20 protein-coding genes are annotated in these 20,729 nt (G+C 74.1%); 5 read left to right on the top strand and 15 right to left on the bottom strand.

All coding sequences use genetic code 11. From position 1 onward, the window contains the following. Window positions 1-60 precede the first annotated feature (60 nt). On the bottom strand, window positions 61-1,320 hold the full coding sequence (locus Cch01nite_RS06245) for a class I SAM-dependent RNA methyltransferase (protein ID WP_239069972.1): 1,260 nt from the start codon (window positions 1,318-1,320) through the stop codon (window positions 61-63). Then, a complete protein-coding gene (locus Cch01nite_RS06250; protein WP_203749963.1) occupies window positions 1,310-3,313 on the bottom strand; it encodes an APC family permease in 2,004 nt (667 codons plus the stop codon). Before Cch01nite_RS06250 ends, Cch01nite_RS06245 begins: the two co-directional genes overlap by 11 nt. Before the next feature lie 137 nt (window positions 3,314-3,450). On the opposite strand from Cch01nite_RS06250, the gene Cch01nite_RS06255 reads away from it, so the two are divergent. Further along, window positions 3,451-4,101 (top strand): potassium channel family protein, encoded by a 651-nt coding sequence (locus Cch01nite_RS06255; RefSeq protein WP_203750141.1) that lies wholly within the window; start codon window positions 3,451-3,453, stop codon window positions 4,099-4,101. Then, window positions 4,098-4,772, top strand: coding sequence for a potassium channel family protein (locus Cch01nite_RS06260; RefSeq protein WP_203749965.1), 675 nt, complete (start codon window positions 4,098-4,100; stop codon window positions 4,770-4,772). Before Cch01nite_RS06255 ends, Cch01nite_RS06260 begins: the two co-directional genes overlap by 4 nt. Here Cch01nite_RS06260 and Cch01nite_RS06265 read toward each other — a convergent pair. The 4 genes from Cch01nite_RS06265 to dut all read right to left on the bottom strand — a co-directional run bounded on the left by Cch01nite_RS06265 (window position 4,705) and on the right by dut (window position 7,149). Further along, a complete protein-coding gene (locus Cch01nite_RS06265; RefSeq protein ID WP_203750144.1) occupies window positions 4,705-5,373 on the bottom strand; it encodes a DUF3159 domain-containing protein in 669 nt (222 codons plus the stop codon). The two genes, Cch01nite_RS06260 and Cch01nite_RS06265, sit on opposite strands and share 68 nt — an antisense overlap. 100 nt (window positions 5,374-5,473) lie before the next feature. Then, entirely contained in the window at window positions 5,474-5,842 is a 369-nt protein-coding gene (locus Cch01nite_RS06270) for an OB-fold nucleic acid binding domain-containing protein (RefSeq protein ID WP_203749967.1), read from the bottom strand. Continuing rightward, window positions 5,839-6,585 (bottom strand): DUF3710 domain-containing protein, encoded by a 747-nt coding sequence (locus Cch01nite_RS06275; RefSeq protein ID WP_203749969.1) that lies wholly within the window; start codon window positions 6,583-6,585, stop codon window positions 5,839-5,841. Before Cch01nite_RS06275 ends, Cch01nite_RS06270 begins: the two co-directional genes overlap by 4 nt. A 69-nt stretch (window positions 6,586-6,654) precedes the next feature. Next, the gene (dut, locus tag Cch01nite_RS06280) at window positions 6,655-7,149 is read right to left on the bottom strand and encodes a dUTP diphosphatase (protein ID WP_203749971.1); all 495 of its coding nucleotides are present in this window, start codon (window positions 7,147-7,149) and stop codon (window positions 6,655-6,657) included. 39 nt (window positions 7,150-7,188) lie between these two features. On the opposite strand from dut, the gene Cch01nite_RS06285 reads away from it, so the two are divergent. Next, window positions 7,189-7,695, top strand: a complete 507-nt coding sequence (locus tag Cch01nite_RS06285; protein WP_203749974.1) for a DUF3093 domain-containing protein — start codon at window positions 7,189-7,191, stop codon at window positions 7,693-7,695. A 117-nt stretch (window positions 7,696-7,812) separates the two neighbouring features. Here Cch01nite_RS06285 and Cch01nite_RS06290 read toward each other — a convergent pair whose 3' ends face one another. From Cch01nite_RS06290 to Cch01nite_RS06300, 3 genes are all read right to left on the bottom strand, one after another. After that, a complete protein-coding gene (locus Cch01nite_RS06290; protein ID WP_203749977.1) occupies window positions 7,813-8,112 on the bottom strand; it encodes a DUF4193 domain-containing protein in 300 nt (99 codons plus the stop codon). A gap of 161 nt (window positions 8,113-8,273) precedes the next feature. Beyond that, window positions 8,274-9,140 (bottom strand): inositol monophosphatase family protein, encoded by an 867-nt coding sequence (locus Cch01nite_RS06295; RefSeq protein WP_373309801.1) that lies wholly within the window; start codon window positions 9,138-9,140, stop codon window positions 8,274-8,276. Between the two features lie 14 nt (window positions 9,141-9,154). Further along, complete coding sequence (locus Cch01nite_RS06300; RefSeq protein WP_203750150.1) at window positions 9,155-9,799, bottom strand: trimeric intracellular cation channel family protein; 645 nt, start codon at window positions 9,797-9,799, stop codon at window positions 9,155-9,157. A gap of 96 nt (window positions 9,800-9,895) precedes the next feature. On the opposite strand from Cch01nite_RS06300, the gene sepH reads away from it, so the two are divergent. Then, complete coding sequence (gene sepH, locus Cch01nite_RS06305; protein ID WP_203749979.1) at window positions 9,896-10,918, top strand: septation protein SepH; 1,023 nt, start codon at window positions 9,896-9,898, stop codon at window positions 10,916-10,918. Between the two features lie 10 nt (window positions 10,919-10,928). Here sepH and Cch01nite_RS06310 read toward each other — a convergent pair whose 3' ends face one another. Genes Cch01nite_RS06310 through Cch01nite_RS06325 form a run of 4 tightly spaced genes read right to left on the bottom strand, consistent with a single transcriptional unit; the run spans window position 10,929 to window position 16,186 of the window. Further along, window positions 10,929-11,609, bottom strand: a complete 681-nt coding sequence (locus tag Cch01nite_RS06310) for a thymidine kinase (RefSeq protein ID WP_203749982.1) — start codon at window positions 11,607-11,609, stop codon at window positions 10,929-10,931. Between the two features lie 19 nt (window positions 11,610-11,628). Beyond that, window positions 11,629-12,819, bottom strand: a complete 1,191-nt coding sequence (locus tag Cch01nite_RS06315; RefSeq protein ID WP_203749984.1) for an alkaline phosphatase family protein — start codon at window positions 12,817-12,819, stop codon at window positions 11,629-11,631. Next, entirely contained in the window at window positions 12,816-13,391 is a 576-nt protein-coding gene (locus Cch01nite_RS06320; RefSeq protein ID WP_203749986.1) for a DUF5998 family protein, read from the bottom strand. Before Cch01nite_RS06320 ends, Cch01nite_RS06315 begins: the two co-directional genes overlap by 4 nt. A gap of 59 nt (window positions 13,392-13,450) precedes the next feature. After that, window positions 13,451-16,186, bottom strand: coding sequence for a bifunctional acetate--CoA ligase family protein/GNAT family N-acetyltransferase (locus Cch01nite_RS06325; protein ID WP_203749988.1), 2,736 nt, complete (start codon window positions 16,184-16,186; stop codon window positions 13,451-13,453). A 124-nt stretch (window positions 16,187-16,310) separates the two neighbouring features. Between Cch01nite_RS06325 and Cch01nite_RS06330 the strand changes: the two genes are divergently transcribed. Continuing rightward, window positions 16,311-18,785, top strand: coding sequence for a DNA gyrase/topoisomerase IV subunit A (locus Cch01nite_RS06330; protein ID WP_203749990.1), 2,475 nt, complete (start codon window positions 16,311-16,313; stop codon window positions 18,783-18,785). Window position 18,786: 1 nt separating this feature from the next. On the opposite strand, the gene Cch01nite_RS06335 is transcribed toward Cch01nite_RS06330, so the two are convergent. Next, complete coding sequence (locus tag Cch01nite_RS06335; protein ID WP_203749992.1) at window positions 18,787-19,527, bottom strand: lysoplasmalogenase; 741 nt, start codon at window positions 19,525-19,527, stop codon at window positions 18,787-18,789. Window positions 19,528-19,682: 155 nt separating this feature from the next. Then, window positions 19,683-20,714 (bottom strand): GNAT family N-acetyltransferase, encoded by a 1,032-nt coding sequence (locus tag Cch01nite_RS06340; protein WP_203749995.1) that lies wholly within the window; start codon window positions 20,712-20,714, stop codon window positions 19,683-19,685. Window positions 20,715-20,729: the final 15 nt, after the last annotated feature.

Here is a 20,729-nt window from a genome sequence, read left to right on the forward strand (position 1 = left end):
CGTTCCACGGTAGTCCGGCGGGCCTCGCCCGTCGCGCGCTCCGACGGCGTCGGCAGGACGTCACCGGGTGAGGACCGCGACCGCCTCGACGTGGTGGGTCATGGGGAACAGGTCGAACGCCCGCAGGTCGGCCAGCCCGTAGCCGGCGTCCCCGAGCAGCGCGATGTCACGCGCCAGGGCGGCGGGGTCGCACGCGACGTAGACGACACGCTCGGGCCGCAGCGCCGTGATCCCCTCGACCACCCGTCGCCCGGCACCCGTGCGCGGCGGGTCGAGCACCACGACGTCGGCGTGCACCACGTCGGAGTCCGCGTCCTGCCGGCCCGTGAGGACCCGCGCGACGTCCCCCGCGTGCAGCTCGACGTGCGGCCGGTCGTGCAGGTTGCGCCGCGCGTCCCGCACGGCCCGCGCGTCGCCCTCGATCGAGATGACCTCGCCCGACTCCCCCACGGCGTCCGCGAGCGGGACGGTGAACAGCCCCGCGCCGGAGTACAGGTCCAGCACCGCCGATCCCTCGACGTCACCGACCCCGGCGAGCACCGCGCCGACCAGCACGGCAGGCGCCTCACGGTGCACCTGCCAGAAACCGGCGGCGGCCACACGGTAGTCGTACGTGCGCTCCCCGAGCTGCAGGCGCTCACGGACCGCCACCCGGGCGTTGGGACGCGGGTCCGGCTTGCCGCGACGCAGGTCGAACGGTGCGCCGTCGACGAGCACCAGGGGCGGCTCACCGTCGGCGGGAGCGACCGCCTCGATCGCGGCGCCCGCGGTCCACCGGCGCCCGAACAGGTCGAGCTCCTCGATGGCCTCCGACGCGAGCGGCATCGACGTCAGCGCGTGCAGCTCGTGCGACCGGAACCCCCGCATCGCCGCACGGCCCTCCGCGTCGGCGACGAGGTCGATGCGGGTACGCCACCGCAGCCCGCCGCGCTCGTCGTCACCCGGGGCGGGCCGCACCTCGACCGCACGGTCGAGCTTCGCGAGCCGGCGCAGCTGCTCCTCGACCACCGCCGCCTTCCACGCCCGCTGCGCAGGCAGCGACACGTGGGCGAGCTCCCCGCCACCGACACCACCGGGACCGGCCTCGGGCCACGCCGACGGGACCCGGTCGGGCGACGCCTCGAGCACCTCGACCGCGTCGGCCCGCCAGAACTTCGACGTCTCGCCCGCGTCGGTCAGCCGCGCCCGCACCCGCTCGCCGGGCAGCGTGTGCCGGACGAACACCACGCGCCCCTCGTGCCGGGCGACGCAGTGCCCGCCGTGCGCGACGGGCCCGACCTCCAGCTCGACCAGGTCAGGGACGATCGCGTCAGTAGCCACGCGGAACGGTACCCCGGATGGGGTCCTCGAGCCCCGTCTGCCCCTCGGAGGACGCCAGCTGCCACGGCACCGACGCGACGACGACCCCGGGCGTGAACAGCAGCCGGCCCTTGAGCCGCAGGGCGCTCTGGTTGTGCAGGAGCTGCTCCCACCAGTGCCCCACGACGTACTCCGGGATGTACACCACGACGAGGTCGCGCGGGCTGTCCCGGCGGATCGAGCGCACGTACGTGAGCACCGGCCGGGTGATCTCCCGGAACGGCGAGTCGAGCACCTTGAGCGGCACCGGGAGGTTCATCGCCTCCCACTGCTCGCGCAGCCGCTCGACGTCGTCCGGGTCCACGCCCACCGTCACGGCCTCGATGTAGTGCGGGCGCGACGCACGGGCGTACGCGAGCGCCCGCATCGTCGGCCGGTGCAGGTGCGAGACGAGCACGATCGCGTGCACCCGCGACGGCAGCGCGCGCGTGGCCTCCGCGTCGTCACCGAGCGCGAGCTCGGCCCGCACGTGCGTGTAGTGCCGGTGGATGCCCTTCATGAGCGCGAACACGAGGATCATCGCGATGATCGCGATGTACGCGCCGTGCGTGAACTTGGTGATCAGCACGATGACGAGCACGGTCGCGGTCATCGCGAGCCCGATCGTGTTGATGACGCGCGACCGCTTCATCTGCGCACGCCGGGCCGGGCTGGGCTCGGTCCGCAGGAGGCGGCCCCAGTGCCGCACCATGCCGAGCTGGCTCAGCGTGAACGACACGAACACGCCGACGATGTACAGCTGGATGAGCCGGGTGACCTCCGCGTCGAACGCCCAGATCAGGCCGATCGCGACGAGCGCCAGGGTCACGATGCCGTTGGAGTACGCCAGCCGGTCGCCGCGGGTGTGGAGCTGGCGCGGCAGGTATCCGTCGCGGGCGAGGATCGAGCCGAGCACCGGGAACCCGTTGAACGCCGTGTTCGCGGCGAGCACGAGGATGAACCCGGTGACGACCGAGACGAACACGATCGCGGGGGTGAACCCCTGGAACACCGTCTCGGCGAGCTGCGAGATCACCGGGTTCTGCACGTACGAGTCCCCGACCGGCACGCCGTTCAGCAGCAGCTGGTTGGCCTCGTCGTCGGCGAACACCACCCCGGTGGCGCGTGCGAGCAGCAGGATCGACATGATCATCGTGATCGAGAGCCCGCCCAGCAGCGCCAGGGTCGTCGCCGCGTTCTTCGACTTCGGCTTCTTGAACGCGGGCACACCGTTGCTGATCGCCTCGACACCGGTGAGCGCGGCACACCCCGAGGCGAACGCGCGCAGGATGAGGAAGAAGCCCGCGAGCCCCGCGAGACCGTCGGAGAACCCGGGCTCGGTCGCGAGGTCGAACTGCGAGCTGGCCGCCATCGGCAGCGTCCCCAGGAAGAACCTCACCCCGCCCACGACCGCGACCGAGCCGATCGCGAGCATGAACAGGTACACCGGGATCGCGAACGCGCTGCCCGACTCCTTGACGCCGCGCAGGTTCGCGAGCGTGATGACGACCACCAGGGCGATCGCGAACGCCGCCTCGTGCCCCCGCAGGGCCGGCAGCGCCGTCGCGGCGTACTGCGCGCCCGACGAGATCGACACCGCGACCGTGAGGATGTAGTCGACGAGCAGCGCGCTCGCCACCGTCACGCCCGCGTTCGGCCCGAGGTTCACCGTCGCGACCTCGTAGTCGCCGCCGCCCGAGGGGTACGCGTGCACGTTCTGCCGGTAGGACGCCACGACGGTGAGCATCACGACGACGACCCCGAGACCGACCCACGGGGAGATCACGAGCGCCGACATGCCGGCGAGCGAGAGCGTCAGCAGGATCTCGTCGGGCGCGTACGCCACGGACGACAAGGCGTCCGACGCGAACACCGGCAGGGCGATGCGCTTGGGCAAGAGGGTGTGGCCGAGCCGGTCGCTGCGGACGGGGCGTCCGAGGAGCAAGCGCTTGGCGGCATCCGAGAGGTCCGACACGATGACTGATGCTAGGCCGCCGGAGGCCCCCGAGCACCACTGCGACCACGAACGCCGCGCCGGGGCTGTGCGGCTCTGCCGCGCTGCACCCCGCGACGCCGGCACGGTATAGCGTGCGCCTCGTGCACTTCGTGATCATGGGATGCGGCCGCGTCGGCGCGACGCTCGCGCAGACCCTCGAGAGCAACGGCCACTCGGTGGCGGTCATCGACCAGAACCCGGAGGCGTTCCGCCGCCTCGACGCCGAGTTCGGCGGGAACAAGGTCACGGGCCTCGGGTTCGACCGCGACACCCTGACCCAGGCGGGGATCGAGGACGCGTTCGGGTTCGCGGCCGTCTCCGACGGCGACAACTCGAACATCCTGGCCGCCCGCGTGGTGCGCGAGACGTTCGGCATCGAGAACGTCGTCGCGCGCATCTACGACCCGCACCGCGCCGAGATCTACCAGCGCCTCGGCATCCCCACGGTCGCGACCGTGCGGTGGACCGCGCACCAGGTGCTGCGCCGGATGCTCCCGATGGGCGCCACGGACGACTACCGCGACTCGTCCGGGCAGATCCAGCTCGCCCAGGTCGACGTGCACGAGGGCTGGATCGGTCGCCCGCTGCGCGCGCTCGAGTCCGCCAGCGGCTCACGGATCGCCTACCTCACCCGCTACGGCGACGGCGTGCTGCCGACGTCGGACACCGTCCTCCAGGAGAACGACACCGTGCACGTGCTGCTCAAGGCCGACGACGCCGCCTTCGTCGAGCGGACCCTCGCGAACGCGCCGGCGGTGACCGAGTGAGGGTCCTCGTCGCCGGCGCCGGGTCCGTCGGACGGTCCATCGCCCGGGAGCTGCTGGGCCACGACCACGAGGTCACGATCATCGACCGGCAGCCGTCCGCGATGCGCGTCGCGTCCGTCGCCGACGCCGACTGGCTCCTCGCGGACGCGTGCGAGCTGCCGACGCTGCGCCAGGCCAAGGCCGACGAGTGCGACGTGGTGGTGGCCGCGACGGGCGACGACAAGGCGAACCTCGTCATCGCGTTCCTCGCGAAGACGGAGTTCGGCGTCCCGCGCACCGTGGCGCGCGTGAACAACCCGAAGAACGAGTGGATGTTCGACGAGGCCTGGGGCGTGGACGTCGCCGTGTCGACGCCCCGGATCATGACGGCGATGGTCGAGGAGGCCGTGACCGTCGGCGACCTGGTCCGGATCTTCACGTTCCACCAGTCCCGCGCGGACATCCTCGAGCTCACGCTGCCCGAGGACTCGCCGCTCGCGGGCGTGCGCGTCGGTCAGGTCGAGTGGCCCGAGGACACCGTGCTCGCGTGCATCGTGCGGGACACCCGCCCGATCGCGCCCAGCCCCGACGACACGCTCGAGGCCCGCGACGAGCTGCTGTTCGTCACGGGACGGGACGCGGACGAGTCCGAGCTGGAGCAGATCCTGACCCGCGGACCAGCGTCCAGCTGATCCACAGCGCGAGGGCCGTCAACGGGATGCCCATGACGAGCTTCGCCGTGCCGAGCCACCCGACCTCCGCGTCGAGGTACAGCGGCACCTGAACCGCGAGCCGGGCGGCGAACATGGCCACCCACGGCCACGTCGCGAGCGCGTAGCGCCGACGCAGGGCCCGGTCGTCGTGCCACGCGACGGCCGCCCCCCACGTGCCGCCGGTGATCGGGCCGTCCTTGTGGAACAGGCCGACGACGAGCCCCACGAGGGGCCAGCCCACGAGGATCGACACGAGCGTCCCCACGAGGTACACGACGTTGACCCACAGGCCGTACAGGAAGTAGTTCTGCGCCTGCCCGGACTTCCACGCCCAGATGACGCCGATGCCCACACCGAGCAGCCCGGAGAAGGCCTGCGTGACGGGCGTGCGCTGCACGAGCCGCACGGCGACCGCGACGAGGGCGGCCGCGGACGCGGCGACGAGCGCGGGCGTGAGCTGCTGCCCCGTGACGAGGTACACGACGACGAAGAGCAGCCCGGGGGCCACCGACTCGACGACCCCGCGCACCCCGCCGACGGCGTCCGCGGCGGAGAACTCCTCGCCGGTCAGCGCCCGCATCCCGCGCAGGCCGCCCTCCTCGGGCTGCACGACGTCGTCGACCGCCTCGAGCGCGTGGTCCACGCGGGTCTCCTGCGGCTGCTCCTGGGGGTGCTCGCGCTCACTCACCGGGACGCGGCCGCAGCTCGTACTTCGGGTTGAACACGGTCCGGCGGCCGTCGACGAGGCACACCAGCCCCTCGATCTTCGCCCGGCGGCCCGGCGCGACGCCGGCGATCTCCCGGCGTCCGAGCCACACGAGGTCCAGGGTCCCGCTGCCGTCGTAGAGCTCGGCCTCGAGCGCCGGGACGCCTTCACGCGGACGCAGGGTCACCGAGCGGATGACGCCCGACACGCTCGCGCGCGAGCGGTTCGTGAGCTGGTCGACGGGCGTGCAGCCGACGACGCGGACCGCGTCGGCCCGCTCCTCGTCGGCCTCGATCTCGGCCTGCGAGGCGACGACCTTGCGCAGGCGGTCCTTGAGCGTCATCGGATCTCCGTGATCTCCGGTCCGCGGGTCAACGGGTCGAACCCGGGCGCCTGCTCGGCGGCCTCGGCGGCCTCGGCGGCCTCGGCGGCCGGGGCCGCCGGACCGGGCAGGCGCAGCTGCAGCAGGTCGCGGGGCGGCAGCGCCTCCGTGCCGCGGACCACGACGATCCCGGCGAACACCTGCTCGAGCGTCTGGGCGGCCTCGGGCTCGACCGCGGCGCGACCCGACAGGACGCCGCGCAGGAACCAGCGCGGGCCGTCCGTGCCGATGAAGCGCGCCGGGCGGTGACCCGTCCGGCCCTCGGGCGTACGGACGGGCAGGCGAGCGAGCAGCTCCCGCCCGAACGGCCCGGGCAGGTCGTCGACCGAGCCGCCCTGCTGGCTGACCGACTCGGCGATCTCCGCGCGGATCTCGTCCCAGATGCCCTCGCGCCGGGGGGCGGCGAAGGCCTGCACCTGCAGCGAGGAGCCGTCGAGCAGCACCGAGGCCGCCGAGACCACGTTGGTGGCCTTGTCGATCTCCATGCGCAGCTCCATGCCCGGGACACCGGGGAGCCGGATCGCGCCGAGGTCGACCCGCGGCAGCTCGTCGTCCACCTCGTCGACGTCCCACGGACCCGAGGTGCGCACCGGCAGCGGCGGCGCCTCCTCGGTCGTCTCGTCGGTGCTCACGTCGTCCGCGCCCGTGGGCTCGGCGACGTCGTCGGTGGCGGAGTCCTTGCCGCCACGCCGGAACAGACCCACGACTCACTCCTCCTCGGCACGCACGTGCGTGCCGTACCTGGCAACGGTAGCCCCGCGTTCGGCGGCCACCTAGCCCGCCACCTCTGCGGTGCCGCGGGACTCGCTCGGTGCGTTCCAGCCGCCGCTCGAGCCGAAGCCGCCCTCGCCGCGGTGCGAGCCGGGCAGGCGCTCGACGTCCACGAACCGGACCCGCTCGACGCGCTGCACCACGAGCTGCGCGATGCGGTCACCGCGGTGCAGCACGAGGGGCTCGTGGGCGTCGGTGTTGAGCAGCGTCACGGCGATCTCGCCGCGGTACCCGGCGTCGACCGTCCCCGGAGCGTTCACGATCGTCAGACCGTGCCGCGCCGCGAGGCCCGAGCGCGGGTGCACGAACGCCGCGAAGCCGTCGGGCAGCGCGATCGCGACGCCGGTCGGGACGGTCGCCCGACCCTGCGGCGGCAACGTCACGTCGACCCGGGCGACCAGGTCGGCACCGGCGTCACCGGGGTGCGCGTACGCCGGGGCGGGGAGGTCCGGGTCGAGGCGGAGCAGGAGCACCTCGGTGCTGGGTTCGGCCGTCACGGGGCCCGACCCTACCGGCAGGGGTGGGATGCTGGGGCCATGCCCGACGTGCCCGACCGCCTTCCCGCGCCCGCGAGCGGCCCCGAGACCGGCCCGGTCCCGTCGGGGACGTCGCCCGCGTACTCCGAGCGGCTGTGGCCCGGTGCCCTGGCGTGGGTCCTGCTGGGGGTCGTCGCGGTGATGGTCGGGATCGCGCTCGTCCCGGTGGACGCCACAGCGGGTGCGGCGGTCGCGGCGCTCACGGTGGCCGTGGGCACGGTCGCCCTGCTGCGCACGTCACCGGTGGTGGAGGTCTCCGGTGGCATGCTGCGTGCGGGTTCCGCCCGCATCCCGCTCGCCCTCCTGGGCGACGCGCGGGCCCTGGACGCTGTGGCGACGCGGGCCGAGCTCGGGCCGCGCCTGGATGCGCGGGCGCACCTGTGCCACCGCGGCTGGGTGCCGACGGCCGTGCGCGTCGAGGTGCACGACCCGCGGGACCCGACGCCCTACTGGGTGGTGTCGTCGCGGCGTCCGGCCGAGCTCGTCGCCGCCGTCCGCGGCGCCTGACCCGTCCGCGCCGCCTGGGCGGCGCGGCAGCCTGCGGTCACGCTCCCACAGACGGACGGCCGACCACCCGTGAGGGTGATCGGCCGTCGCGTGGGTCGATCGGTGCTGCGCGCAGCGTCAGGCAGCGCACTCCGAGCAGACGGGGTGCCCGTCGCGCTCGTAGGCGAGCTGGCTGCGGTGGTGCACCAGGAAGCAGTGGGAGCACGTGAACTCGTCCGCCTGCCGGGGCAGGACCCGCACGGAGAGCTCTTCGCCCGAGAGGTCGGCACCAGGGAGCTCGAACCCTTCGGCGGCCTCGGTCTCGTCCTCGTCCACCACGCCAGAGTTCTTGTCCGAGCGCCGAGTCTGGAGCTCCTGGAGCGAGTCCTCGCTCAGGTCCTCCTCGGTCTTGCGCGGGGCGTCGTAGTCGGTAGCCATGTGTGGCGTCACACTCCGTGGTCCAGGTGGATTGTCGTACGCGGGATCAATGCCGCAGAGACAGGTTTTGTTCCCGTGCGCGGTGGGATTCTGCACCACATCCGGCGCGGTTGCGAACACGGACACGTGACCACATTCGTGGGGGCCTCTCGCGCCCGTTTTCACATGTCCGAGTCGGCCCGCATCTCTTCGAGAAGACCCACCAGCTCGGCCACCTGCGAGGGGTGCCCGGCCACGGTCATGTCGACACCCGCACGACGCCCGCGCAGGCCTGTGACCAGGGCGCCTGCCTCCTGCGCGACGAGTCCGGCGGCCGCCAGGTCCCACGGCGCGAGACCCCTTTCGTAGAACAGGTCGAGACCTCCGAACCCCAGCGTGCACAGCTCGATCGCCGCGGAACCGTTGCGACGAATGTCACGTACTCGGGGCAACAGCTCGACGAGCACGCGCGCCTGGGAACGCCGACGCGTGGCGAGGTATCCGAAGCCCGTGCCGACCAGGCATCCGCTCAGCGGGCGCGCTTCGCCGATGCTGAGCCGGCGACCGTCGAGGTAGGCGCCCCGACCGTGGCCGGCGGTGAACGTGCGACCGTCGGACGGGGCGTGCACGCACCCCGCGAGCACCGTCCACGTCGCCGGGTCGGGCGCACGCCCGTCGTCGCCGGCCGGGCCGACGACCGCGGCGACCGACACCGCGTACGACGGGATGCCGTAGAGGTAGTTGACGGTGCCGTCGATCGGGTCCACGACCCACGTGACACCCGAGGTCCCCGGCACGAACCCCTGCTCCTCACCGAGGATCCCGTCCCGCGGCCGCAGCTCCCCCAGCCGGCGGCGCAGCAGCTCCTCCGACGCGAGGTCCATCGCCGTCACGACGTCGACCGCGCTCGACTTCGTGGCGGCCACCTCGACGCGGTCGGGGCGGCCCTCGTGCACCATCCGCCCCGCCTCGCGCGCGAGCCCCTCGGCGATCGCCACGAGCTCGTCCACCTGGTCCGCTGCCATCGGGAGGTCGGTCACGTCGTCCATCCTGCCGGACGGCGTCAGAGCCCCGCCTTCCCCCGCCACGGACCGGGCACGCTCAGCCGCAGGCGCAGGGCGGCGACCCGCAGCGCGAACACCCCGAGCACGATCGCGACGCTGCCCGCGGTGCCGAGCACGCCCTGCTCCGCGAGCACGACGGTCAGGGTCGCGCCGAGCAGGGCCGGTGTCGCGTAGAGCTGCCGGTCCTGCAGCACGACGGGCACCTCGGCGGTGAGCAGGTCACGCAGCACTCCCCCGCCGACGCCCGTCATGACCCCGACCAGCGCGGCCGCGACCGGCGTCGCACCGTACTCGAGACCTTTGAGCGTGCCGACCACCGTGAACAGCGCGAGCGCCCCCGCGTCGAGCACCACGATGAACCGCCGGGCGCGCTCGAGGCGCGGGTGGAAGAAGTACATGACCGTCCCGCCGAGCACCGCGGTCACGATGAACCGCCAGTCCGAGATCCCGACCGGCGGCACGGCCCCGATGAGGACGTCCCGCAGCATGCCGCCGCCGAGGCCCGCGGCCCAGCCGAGCACGAGGATGCCGAAGGCGTCGAGCTGCTTGCGCACCCCCGCGAGCGCCCCTGCCATCGCGCCGACGAAGACGCCGCCGATCTCGAGGACGGGCTCGAGCGGGATCTCGGTGATCACGTCCCGCATCATCGCAGCGCGCACCTCCCGGGCGGCGCACCGCCGCGGATCCGCACGGCGCGCGCCGAGAGGTGGCAGGCTCTTCCCGAGGTACCGGGAGGTCGTATGAATGAGCTCGAGCTCAAGGGGCTGCACGAGGACGGGGAGCACCTGGTCCTCGTGGGCCCGGGCGGCGAGCAGTTCCGCCTGCGCATCGACGAGGCGCTGCGGGCTGCCGTGCGCCGTGACCGGCCGCAGCTGGAGCAGCTGCGCGCGGAGAGCGCGGGGACGCTGAGCCCCCGGGAGATCCAGGCGCGGATCAGGGCCGGGGCGACGACGCAGGAGGTGGCCGACACCGCGGGCATCCCCGTGGAGCACGTGCGCCGCTACGAGGGGCCCGTGCTCGCGGAGCGCGAGTACGTCGCGGAGCAGGCCCGCGGCACGCGCGTCGGTCGTGACGCCGGCGCGCCGACCCTCGGCGACCTGGTGACCGACCGGCTCGCTACGCGTGGCGTCGACCTGTCGTCGCTCGCCTGGGACGCGGCCCGTGAGGCGTCGGGGCCGTGGACCGTCTTCGCCCGCTTCTCGGTCGCCGACGAGACCCGTGAGGCGCGCTGGACGTTCGACGCGTCGCGGCGGACCGTCGTCGCCGACGAGGACGAGGCCCGGTGGCTCTCCGAGACCGAGATCGCCGACGAGCCGGTGTCCCGCCGGCACCTGGCCGCCGTGCGGGACGTCGTGTTCGACTTCCAGGCGGACGGCTCGGTGCTGTCCGGGGACCTGGTCGCACCGTCCGCGCCCGAGCCCGACCCGGTCGACGAGACGCACACGCTGCTCGACGACCTGCGCGCCCGACGCGGCACACGGCAGGCGCTCGAGCTGGAGGACGACGACACCGACGAGTTCGAGGGGTTCGGGCCGCAGCACGCGTTCGACTTCCAGCGGCTCGAGCAATCGGTGCCGGGCGCGCACCCGGTGGACGCCGACCACGAGGCCGAGGCCGTGGTGCTGCCCGTGCCCGCCGCGGAGCCGTCGGTGGTCGACGCACCGGCCGAGGACGACGTGCACGCCGAGCGGCCACGTGCCCGCCGGGGCCGCGCGAAGGTCCCGAGCTGGGACGAGATCGTGTTCGGGGCGAAGCCCGAGTAGGCGGAAGCGGTCAGGCGTCCAGCGGCAGGCGTCCCTGGTCGGCGGCAGGCGCGAGGCCGAGCGTCTGCGGGCTCGGTGAGGCGGCACGTGCGGCCGCCGCGGTCATCCGACGCATGTGGTGCCGTCGGCACAGCACCTCGTACCCGACCTCGTCGGCGCCGGCCGCGACGTCCCCGACGACCACCTGCGCCCCCTCGACGACCATCGTGCCGCCGACGGTGCGGGCGTTGTGCGTCGCCCGCGCACCGCACCAGCACAGGGCCCTGACCTGCAGCACCTCGACCCGGTCGGCGAGCTCGACGAGGCGCGCCGAGCCGGGGAACAGCCGGGCACGGAAGTCCGTCGAGATGCCGAACGCGTACACGTCGACGGCGAGCTCGTCGACCACGCGCGCGAGCTGCTCGACCTGCTCCGCGGTGTAGAACTGCGCCTCGTCGCCGACGAGGTAGTCGACGGCCCGGCCGTGCGTCCGGCGGGTGATGACCTCGGACCAGAAGTCCGTGTCGTCGCCCACCTCGTGAGCCCGCTGGGTCAGCCCCAGCCGGGACGAGATCGTCGCCGTCCCGGCCCGGTCGTGCCGGGTGAACAGCACTCCGTCACGACCGCGCGCCGCGTGGTTGTGGTGCATCTGCAGCGCGAGCGTCGACTTGCCGCAGTCCATCGTGCCGGAGAAGAACACGAGCTCGGCCACGGTCACGCACCTTCCGTCGTCATGCCACGACCACGCAGGGCACGAGCATCTCGTGCCGGGTCAGCGAGCCGTGCACGCCGACGAGCTCGAGCGAGGCGGCCGTCTGGGTCGTGGAGTCCACCACGGTGGCACGGCCGGTCATCGCGACGACGACCTGTCCGACCACGGGCTCGACGCGCGGCGTGACCGCACCGAACCAGCCGGACGCGACCGCCTCGTCGCGCGTCACCACGACGGCGTGCTCGCCGAGCACGTCACGCCACCGCTTCGCGACGACGTCGGCGTCGGCCCCCGGGTCGAGGTGCAGGTGCAGCGCTCGCGGCTCGCCGGCGACCAGCGCGACGTCGGTCGACAGCACGGGGTGCGTCCCGGCGTCCCACCGCAGCGTGCGGTCGACGTCGACCATGCCGTGGTCGGCCGTGATGACGAGCACCGTGTCGCGCGGGAGCCGCCGGGCCAACCGGCCGAGCTCCGCGTCGAGGTCGGCGAGCGCGTCGCCCCACTGGCTCGAGCCCCAGCCGTGGTGGTGGCCGGCCTTGTCGACGTCGCCCCAGTACAGGTACGCGACGCCGGGGCGCCGCAGCACGTCGAGCGTCGCGTCGACCCGGTCGGAGAGGCTCTCGGCGGTGCGGTAGGCCGCGCCGCGCAGGGCGGCCTCCGTCAGGCCCGACCCGGCGAACCTGGCCGGTCCGATGCTGGTCACAGGCGTGCCGCTGTCGGCGAGGCGTTCGAACACCGTCGGCGCAGGCTGCCACTCGCGCGCGGGCGGGAGGCCCGTCCACGAGACCAGGTTCCCGAGCGTGCCCGTGCCCGGGACGCGCACCGTGTAGCCCAGCATCCCCGTGCCGCCGGGCGGCTCCGCCAGGCCGAACGTGCCCATCGCGGTCGCCGTGGTCGACGGGAACGTGCTCGTCAGCGGCGTCGATCCACCGAGCCTGCCCCGCAGGAACGGCGCGTGCCCGGCGCGGTCGGCGAGGTTCGCGAAGCCGAGGCCGTCGACCAGCACGACGCACGCCCGCGACGCCGTCGGCAGACCGAGGGTCGTCCGCGCGTCGCCGGCCCCGGGCACGGCGTCGACGCCGAGCGCCCCTGCGACCGCGGGCAGGACGTTGCCCAGGCACGGCCACGACGAGCCCGGCAGGACGAGGTCCGCCGCGGCGAACCGGTCCGTGGCGCTCGTCTCGACCGTCGCGCGCTCGGTCGCCGTCATCGCGGACGGGTGCTCGCCGCCGAGAGGCGACGGGCGAACGCGGCCGCGGCACGGACGGAGTCGACGCCTTCGGCGGCGGCGCTGACGCGCACGACGACGTCGTCGGGCGTCATCGTGCCCGTGAACCCGTGGTCGGCGTCGCAGGCGGGGTCGCCGCACGTCGCCGGCTCGAGGTCGACCCGCGACACCGCACCCCACCCGATCACGAGCGTGAGCTCCGTCGCCGGGCTGCCGGGCACGTGCTGCTCCGGGCTGGGCACGACGTGCGTGACCGCGACCGACCGGAGCTCGGCGAGCGGGACGGCCTCGGTCGTGGCGGAGGCGCTGGCCGACGGGTGCTCCGAGTCGGCGGGATGGTCGTCCACGTGGGTCACGACCAGACGGGTCGGCGTGAGCGCGAGGACCGTCACGTGGCGACGGACCTCCGCGGCGTCGAACGTGGTCTCGGGATGGACGAGGTGGGCGACCACCGGTTCGTCGGCGAGCGCGACGTCGAGGACGTCGGCCACGAGGTCCGGGTAGTAGCCGGCGCGGTGCAGGTCGCCGCGCAGGTCGTTGGAGACGGCAGGCACCCGCTCATCCTCCCACCTCGCAGGGCGTCGTCCGGCAGCCACCCGGATGACGCCGCCCGTCACGTGCTGGCCAGCCGCCTCGTGGCGTCCGTCCGGTCGGCGGGGGCGAGGGTCGCACGGGCCCCGAGCGCCACGCTGCCGTGCTCGGACACCACCACGGGGTTGACCTCGAGCATCCTCAGCTCGGGCAGGTCGTCCGCGAGCACCGCGACGCGGGCGATCAGGTCCTCCAGGGACGCCACGTCGACGGCCGGCAGGCCGCGGTAGCCGAACAGCCGCGGCGTCGCGCGGGCGGAACGGACGAGCTCCCCCACGTCGACGTCGGTCAGGGGCGGGAAGCCGTAGGTCACGTCGCCGAGCAGGTCGAACGCGTCGCCCCCGAGGCCGAAGCTCACGATGGGCCCGAACAGCGGGTCCTCCGCGGAGCGGACGACGCACGCCGAGCCGTGCGGGGCCATCGACTGCACCTCGAGCGGGGCGTCGGTCGCGTCGCCGCGGTGGGCGGCCGCGAGCGTGAGGACCGCCTCGACGTCGGCCCGGAGCTCGACCTCGTCGGCGACGTCGAGCCGGACACCGCCCAGGTCGGCGCGGTGCCGCAGCGCCGGCACGGTCGTCTTGACCGCGACGGGCCAGCCGATCGCCCGGGCGACGTCGACCGCCTCGTCGGCGTCGTGCACCGGGTAGGAGGGCAGCACGTCGACGCCGACGGTGGCGAGGAGCTCGCGCGTGCGCAGGGCGTCGAGAGGCAGGACGGCCCCGACGCCCGGCTCGCCGAGCCACCGGGCGACCAGCCGCCGCGCCGCCCGGGTGTCCGCGCCGGTCGGGTGCACCGGTCGTCCGCGGTCCCCTGCCCGCCACACGGCGTAGCGTGCCGCCCGGCCGAGGGCGAGGGCGGCGTCCTCCGGGGTGCTGTAGGCAGGGACCGTCCACGAGCGGCCGTCGCCGCCGGGCGCCGTGAGCGCCGGGGTGATGCCGTGCAGGTCCAGGAGGCACGCGGCGGTCGCCTTCCCGGTGGACGCGGCGGCGTGCGCGACCGACGACGGCAGGGTGGACGACACGTCGCCGACGGTCGGGATGCTGACCACGAGCACCACGTCGCTCTCGGGGTCGGCGTAGAGCCGCCCGACCGTCGAGCGGACCGTCTCGTCGTCGGCGTCCTCCGGCAGGAGCTCGACGAGCCCGGACACCTGCAGCCCGCTCGCGGACGCCGCTTCCGCGACGAGCGCCGCGACGGACGCGGACGACGCGAGGATCGCGGTGCGGCGGCCGGCGGGCAACGGCTGGTGCGCGAGGAGCTGGGCGACATCGAGGAGCTGGTGGGTGTTGTCGACGCGGATGACGCCGGCCTGGCGCAGGACCTCCTCGAGGGTCCGGGGCGGTGCGTACGTGGGCCGCACGGCGTGACCGGGCGGGACGACCTGGCCCGACCGTCCGGCGGTGACGACGACCACGGGCTTGGTCAGCGCGAGCCGCCGCGCGATGCGGGAGAACTTGCGGGGGTTGCCGATCGACTCCAGGTACAGGCCGACGACGTCCGTGCCGTCGTCGTCGCCCCAGAACTGCATGACGTCGTTCCCGGAGACGTCCGCCCGGTGGCCGGACGAGACGAGCTCGGCGATGCCCAGCCCCCGCCGCCGGACCGCCGCGAGCAGTGCGACCGCGAGCGGTGCGGACTGGCAGAACAGCCCGATCCTGCCCCGGTCGGGCTGCTCGGCGGCGAGCGACGCGTTGAGCGTGACGTCCTCGCCGAGGCTGAGCAGCCCGTAGGACGCAGGCCCGACGACCCGGATGCCGGCGCTGTGCGCGGTGCGCAGCAGCGTGCGCTGCAGCTCGAGCCCGTCGGGCCCGGTCTCGCCGAAGCCCGCGGACAGCAGGACGACGCCGCGCACTCCGAGCGTGCCGAGCGCTCGCACCACCGGGACCGCCTCGGGTGCGGGCACGGCCACGACCGCGAGCTGCACGGGCCCGGGCACGTCGTGGACCTGCGGGTACAGCCTCACGCCGGCGTCTGCGGCGACGTCGGCGGGCAGGCCGACAGCGTGCACGGACACGCCGGTCCCTGACGCCGTGAGGTTCTGCAGGGCCCGGGCGGCCTGGCGGCCGTGCAGCGTCGCGTCCGCGTCCGGCCCCGGTCCGACGACGACGACGGAGCGGGCTTCGAGGAGCGCGCGCATCGACAGCGACTCGGCCCGGTGCTCCCGGTCGGCCATCACGGCGAGCGACCGGTCGGTGGGGTCGATGTCGAAGCCGACCGCGACGATGCCGTCCTCGGTGCGCTGGCGCACCTCGTAGCCGGCCTCCCGGAAGACGGCGATCATGCGGCCGTTCTGCGGGAGGACCTCCGCCACGAACCGCCGGACGCCACGCTCGCGCGCCGCGGCGGCGAGGTGCTCGAGCAGGACGGACCCGAGCCCGCGGCCCTGCACCGCGTCCGCGACGTTGAACGCGACCTCTGCCTCGTCGGTGCCGACGCGGTCGTACCGGGCGACGCCGAGGATGTGCTCGAGGCCGCTGCCGTCGCTCGCGACCGCGACGAGCGCCACGCGGTCGACGTGGTCGACGGTGACGAGCCGTTGCAGGTCCCGTTCGGGCAGCCGCTGCAGCGGTGCGAAGAACCGCAGGTACGTGGACCGTTCGGACTGGCCCACGTGGAACGTCTGGAGCGCGTCCGCGTCGGTGGTGAGGATGGGGCGGACGTGCGTCGTGGAGCCGTCGGCGAGGACCACGTCCGCCTCCCACGCGGCCGGGTACGCGGGTCGGCCCGAGGGGGCGGCGTCTCCTGCGACGACTGCCATGCTCGCCAGGCTAGCGGCGGGACGTCCCACGTCCGCACCGATCCGCGCGCCGGTGCCGGGCTGCGCCGCCGGACGGTCCACAATGGACGCCGCACCACCGACCCGCACCGAGGAGCACAGACGCATGGCGCGCCGCCCCGCGACCCCCGACCTGCCCCCCGAGGACCTCGTCGAGCGCATCGTCGACATCGACGTCGCGACCGAGATGGAGGGCTCGTTCCTCGAGTACGCGTACTCGGTCATCTACTCGCGTGCGCTCCCCGACGCGCGTGACGGCATGAAGCCCGTGCAGCGCCGCATCCTCTTCCAGATGTCGGACATGGGCCTCCGGCCGGAGCGTCCGTACGTGAAGTCGGCGCGCGTCGTCGGCGAGGTCATGGGCAAGCTGCACCCGCACGGCGACGCCGCGATCTACGACGCGATGGTGCGTCTCGCGCAGCCGTTCTCCCTGCGCCTGCCGCTCGTCGACGGGCACGGCAACTTCGGCTCGCTCGACGACGGCCCGGCTGCGGCCCGGTACACCGAGGCGCGGATGGCGCCGTCGGCGATCGCGATGACGGCGGGGCTCGACGAGGACGTCGTCGACTTCGTCCCGAACTACGACAACAAGCTGACCCAGCCGGAGGTGCTGCCGGCGGCCGTGCCGAACCTGCTGGTCAACGGCGCGTCGGGCATCGCGGTCGGCATGGCGACGAACATGGCGCCGCACAACCTCGTCGAGGTCGTCGCCGCCGCGCGCCACCTCGTGATGCACCCCGACGCGACGCTCGACGACCTCATGCGCTTCGTGCCCGGGCCGGACCTGCCGAGCGGCGGGAAGATCGTCGGGCTCGACGGCGTCCGCGACGCCTACCGCACGGGCCGCGGGGCGTTCCGGACGCGAGCCACCGCGCGCATCGACAACGTGACGCCGCGCCGCAAGGGCATCGTCGTCACGGAGCTGCCGTACACGGTCGGGCCCGAGAAGGTCATCGAGAAGATCAAGGAGGGCGTGCAGTCCAAGAAGCTCTCCGGCATCTCCGACGCCGTCGACCTCACGGACCGCGTGCACGGCCTGCGCCTCGTGATCGAGGTGAAGACGGGCTTCAACCCGGAGGCGGTCCTCGAGCAGCTCTACCGGTACACGCCGCTCGAGGACTCGTTCTCGATCAACAACGTCGCGCTCGTCGACGGCCAGCCCCGCACGCTGGGGCTGCGCGAGCTGCTGCAGGTCTGGGTGGACCACCGGATCTCGGTCGTACGCCGGCGCACGACGCACCGCCTCGGTCGCCGGCAGGAGCGCCTGCACCTCGTCGAGGGCCTGCTCGTCGCCATCGTCGACATCGACGAGGTGATCCAGGTCATCCGCACGTCCGACGACGCCGAGGAGGCGCGCGGGCGCCTGCGCACCGTGTTCGACCTGTCCGACCCGCAGGCCGAGTACATCCTCGAGCTGCGGCTGCGCCGCCTCACCAAGTTCTCCCGCATCGAGCTCGAGCGCGAGCAGCAGCAGCTCACCGAGGAGATCGCGGAGCTGCAGGCGATCCTCGCGGACGACGCCCGGCTGCGGACCGTCGTCTCGGACGAGATGGCGGAGGCGGCCGCGACGTACGGCACCCCGCGGCGCACGGTGCTGCTCGAGTCCGCCGGCGGCGCGACCGTCACGGGCGCGCCGGCGGCCCGCGGTTCCGCGGCACCGCTGGAGATCGCGGACACCGCCTGCTGGGTGCTGCTGTCCGGCACGGGGCTGCTCGCCCGGACCGCGGGCGACGAGGAGCCGGTCCGTGACGACGGCACGCGTCGTGCCCGCCACGACGTCCTGGCGTCATATCTGCCGACGACGGCGCGCGCCGAGATCGGTGCCGTGACCTCCCGCGGTCGTGTCGTGCGGCTCTCCGTCCTGGACCTGCCCGCGCTGCCCCCGACCGACGGGCACCCGTCGCTGTCGGGCGGCGTGCCGCTCGCCGAGGTGGTCGCCGTAGAACCCGGCGAGCAGGTCGTCGCCCTCACCTCCCTCGCCACCGACGCGCCGACTCTCGCGCTGGCCACCGCCCAGGGCACCGTGAAGCGCGTCGCCCAGGGGGACGTGCCGGGCAACAGGGACGCGTGGGACGTGATCGCGCTCAAGGACGACGACACGGTCGTCGGCGCGGTCGCGGTGCGCGAGACCGACGAGCTCGTGCTCGTCAGCTCCGACTCGTCGCTCCTGCACTTCCCCGCCTCGTCGGTCCGTCCGCAGGGCCGTGCGGCAGGAGGCATGGCGGGCATCAAGCTCGCCCCGGGGCACCGGGTCGTGGCGTTCGCCGCGGTGCCCGAGGACCGGGCGTCCGAGGCCGTCCTGGTCACGGTGTCGGGGTCGTCCACCGCACTCCCCGGCACGCAGGCGGGCGCGGCGAAGGTCACCCCCTTCGACGCGTACCCGGGCAAGGGCCGGGCCACGGGCGGCGTCCGCTCGCACCGGTTCCTCAAGGGCGAGGACGCCCTGATCCTCGCGTGGGTCGGCGCGGCGCCGGCGTGGGCCAGCGGCTCGGCGGGCCAGCCGATCGACCTGCCCGTGCCGGACCCCCGGCGCGACGGGTCCGGTACGCCCCTCGGCGCACCGGTCCACGCGATCGGCTGACCTACACGAGCACGGTCACGTTGTCGCGCTTCGCCGCCTGCGGCACCGCGAGCCGGACCGGCACGGGCGGGGCCTTGCGCTGGGCGAGGTTGTGCTGCAGGACGGCGGCGGTGAGCAGCGCCTGCCCGGCGAGGTAGGTGAGCATCACCCAGAAGTCCTGCCCCGGCAGGGACCAGCCGGGCACGAACTGCTCCAGCGCGATCAGCGAGTCGGACACGACGAACACGGCCGCGCCGAGGCCAGCCGTCCGCCCGAGACCCGTCGCGAGGACGGCCATCGACACCAGGCAGCCCCCGTACACCGCCACCGGGACCAGCAGGCCGCCGGCGTGCGGCGCGCACACCGCCACCAGCCCGACGAGCACCGCGCCGTACGCGACGAGCGCGACGGGCCGGCGGTGCACGACGGACCGGCGCGCGTACGGCGTGAACGCGACCACGTAGACGATCTGCGCCGCCAGGAAGCAGCCCACCATCACGAGGAACGCCTGCTCCCCCGCGAACGCCGGCAGCAGGTCGCCGAGCCACGACAGCCCGAGCGCGACGGCGACCAGGTTGACCAGCCGGCCCCGCGGCCACCGCGCGACGGAGAGCAGCACACCGGCCAGCGCAGGCATCGCGAGCCACTGGGCGACCTCGCCGACGGCGTCCGCGCCGACGAGCCGCGCGACGAGCAGCACGACGCTCACGACGACGAACGCCCCGACCCATGCACGTGCGGCGGTGGACAGCGTGCGCACCACAGCGACCTCCTCGCGGACCGGACGTCGTCGTCCGGCATGCCGATGCCCGGACCTCGTCGTCCGGGCGTGGGCCGATGCTAACCCCCGGGCCGCCTGCCCGGTGGCAGGTTCGACGCGGCCACCGGGTGGCTTCGCGGACGGTGCCGACGACCTGCTCAGAGCTCGATCGAGTACATGATCTCGCGGTGCTGCGCCTCGAACCCGAGCCGCTCGTACAGACCGTGCGCGCCGGACTGGTTCGCGCTGTCCACGCCGAGCACCGCGTACTGCATGCCGTCCGCCCGGTACGCGGTCATCGCCGCGACGAGCAGGCTCGGCGCGAGCCCACGGCGCCGCCATCCGGGCCGCACGCCGAGCAGCTCGACGTACCCGAACGAGAAGCCGTTCACCGCCCAGTCCTGCTCGTACCGGCCGGACATCAGGTACCCGGCGACCTCGCCGGTGGCCTCGTCGACCGCGACCGTGCTCCACATGGGGGCGAACATGCTGCGGTGCTGCGCCCACTGCTCGGCGTTGCGGGGCTCGCTCCCCCAGTGGTCGGCGAAGGCCTCGTTGTGCGCGAGCCGGACCTGCTCCTCGAGGTCGGCGCTCCACGGCACCAGACGGATGCCGGCGGGCGGGTCCGCGAGAGGCAGCGGCTCGGCCAGCGAGCGGCGCATGTCGTCGTAGTACCGGACGGGCCGGAAGCCCGCCGCGGTGAGCAGGCGCGCGGTCGCCGTCGCGGACTCCTGGATGTGCACCGCCAGACGCCCGGGGACAGCCGCGGTGGAGCGCGCCAGCAGCTGGCGCCCGCGCCCCTCGGACCAGGCGAGCACGGCACGGCCGACACCCCGCCCCCGCCACTGCGGGTCGACCCCGCCGTCGAGGAACGCACGGATCGTGCGGACGTCACCGGGCAGGGCGGTGACCTGCGCGTACGCGCGCAGCACGCCATCGGCGTCGACGCCGGTGATCGTGTCCGTCGTGGGGTCGTGCCAGTCGCCGTCGAACCGCTCCTGCGCCTCGGGGACCGCCGTCCGGTACGGCGCACCGTCGGCCTCCTCCACGGCGTTCAGCAGGCGTGTGAGGGCCTCGGCGTCGTCGCGCCGCAGCGGGCGCCACGTCAGGCCCAGGCCGTCGGGCGGGCGAGGCGGTGCGGCCGGGGCGTCCGCACGGTCGGCGAGCGGGGACAGCGAGGTGTCGGTCACGCTCGCCACCCTTCC

The organism is Cellulomonas chitinilytica (assembly GCF_016862675.1).
GTDB classification, from domain to species: Bacteria; Actinomycetota; Actinomycetes; order Actinomycetales; family Cellulomonadaceae; genus Cellulomonas; species Cellulomonas chitinilytica.

Bases quoted from the DNA above. Each gene is read 5' to 3' on its own strand.
- Cch01nite_RS06255 (WP_203750141.1), top strand. From the start codon at position 3,451: ATGGGATGCGGCCGCGTCGGCGCGACGCTCGCGCAGACCCTCGAGAGC.
- Cch01nite_RS06265 (WP_203750144.1), bottom strand. From the start codon at position 5,373: ATGCGGGCGCTGACCGGCGAGGAGTTCTCCGCCGCGGACGCCGTCGGC.
- Cch01nite_RS06270 (WP_203749967.1), bottom strand. From the start codon at position 5,842: ATGACGCTCAAGGACCGCCTGCGCAAGGTCGTCGCCTCGCAGGCCGAG.
- Cch01nite_RS06285 (WP_203749974.1), top strand. From the start codon at position 7,189: ATGCCCGACGTGCCCGACCGCCTTCCCGCGCCCGCGAGCGGCCCCGAG.
- Cch01nite_RS06290 (WP_203749977.1), bottom strand. From the start codon at position 8,112: ATGGCTACCGACTACGACGCCCCGCGCAAGACCGAGGAGGACCTGAGC.
- Cch01nite_RS06295 (WP_373309801.1), bottom strand. From the start codon at position 9,140: ATGGACGACGTGACCGACCTCCCGATGGCAGCGGACCAGGTGGACGAG.
- Cch01nite_RS06300 (WP_203750150.1), bottom strand. From the start codon at position 9,799: ATGCGGGACGTGATCACCGAGATCCCGCTCGAGCCCGTCCTCGAGATC.
- sepH (WP_203749979.1), top strand. From the start codon at position 9,896: ATGAATGAGCTCGAGCTCAAGGGGCTGCACGAGGACGGGGAGCACCTG.
- Cch01nite_RS06315 (WP_203749984.1), bottom strand. From the start codon at position 12,819: ATGACGGCGACCGAGCGCGCGACGGTCGAGACGAGCGCCACGGACCGG.
- Cch01nite_RS06325 (WP_203749988.1), bottom strand. From the start codon at position 16,186: ATGGCAGTCGTCGCAGGAGACGCCGCCCCCTCGGGCCGACCCGCGTAC.
- Cch01nite_RS06330 (WP_203749990.1), top strand. From the start codon at position 16,311: ATGGCGCGCCGCCCCGCGACCCCCGACCTGCCCCCCGAGGACCTCGTC.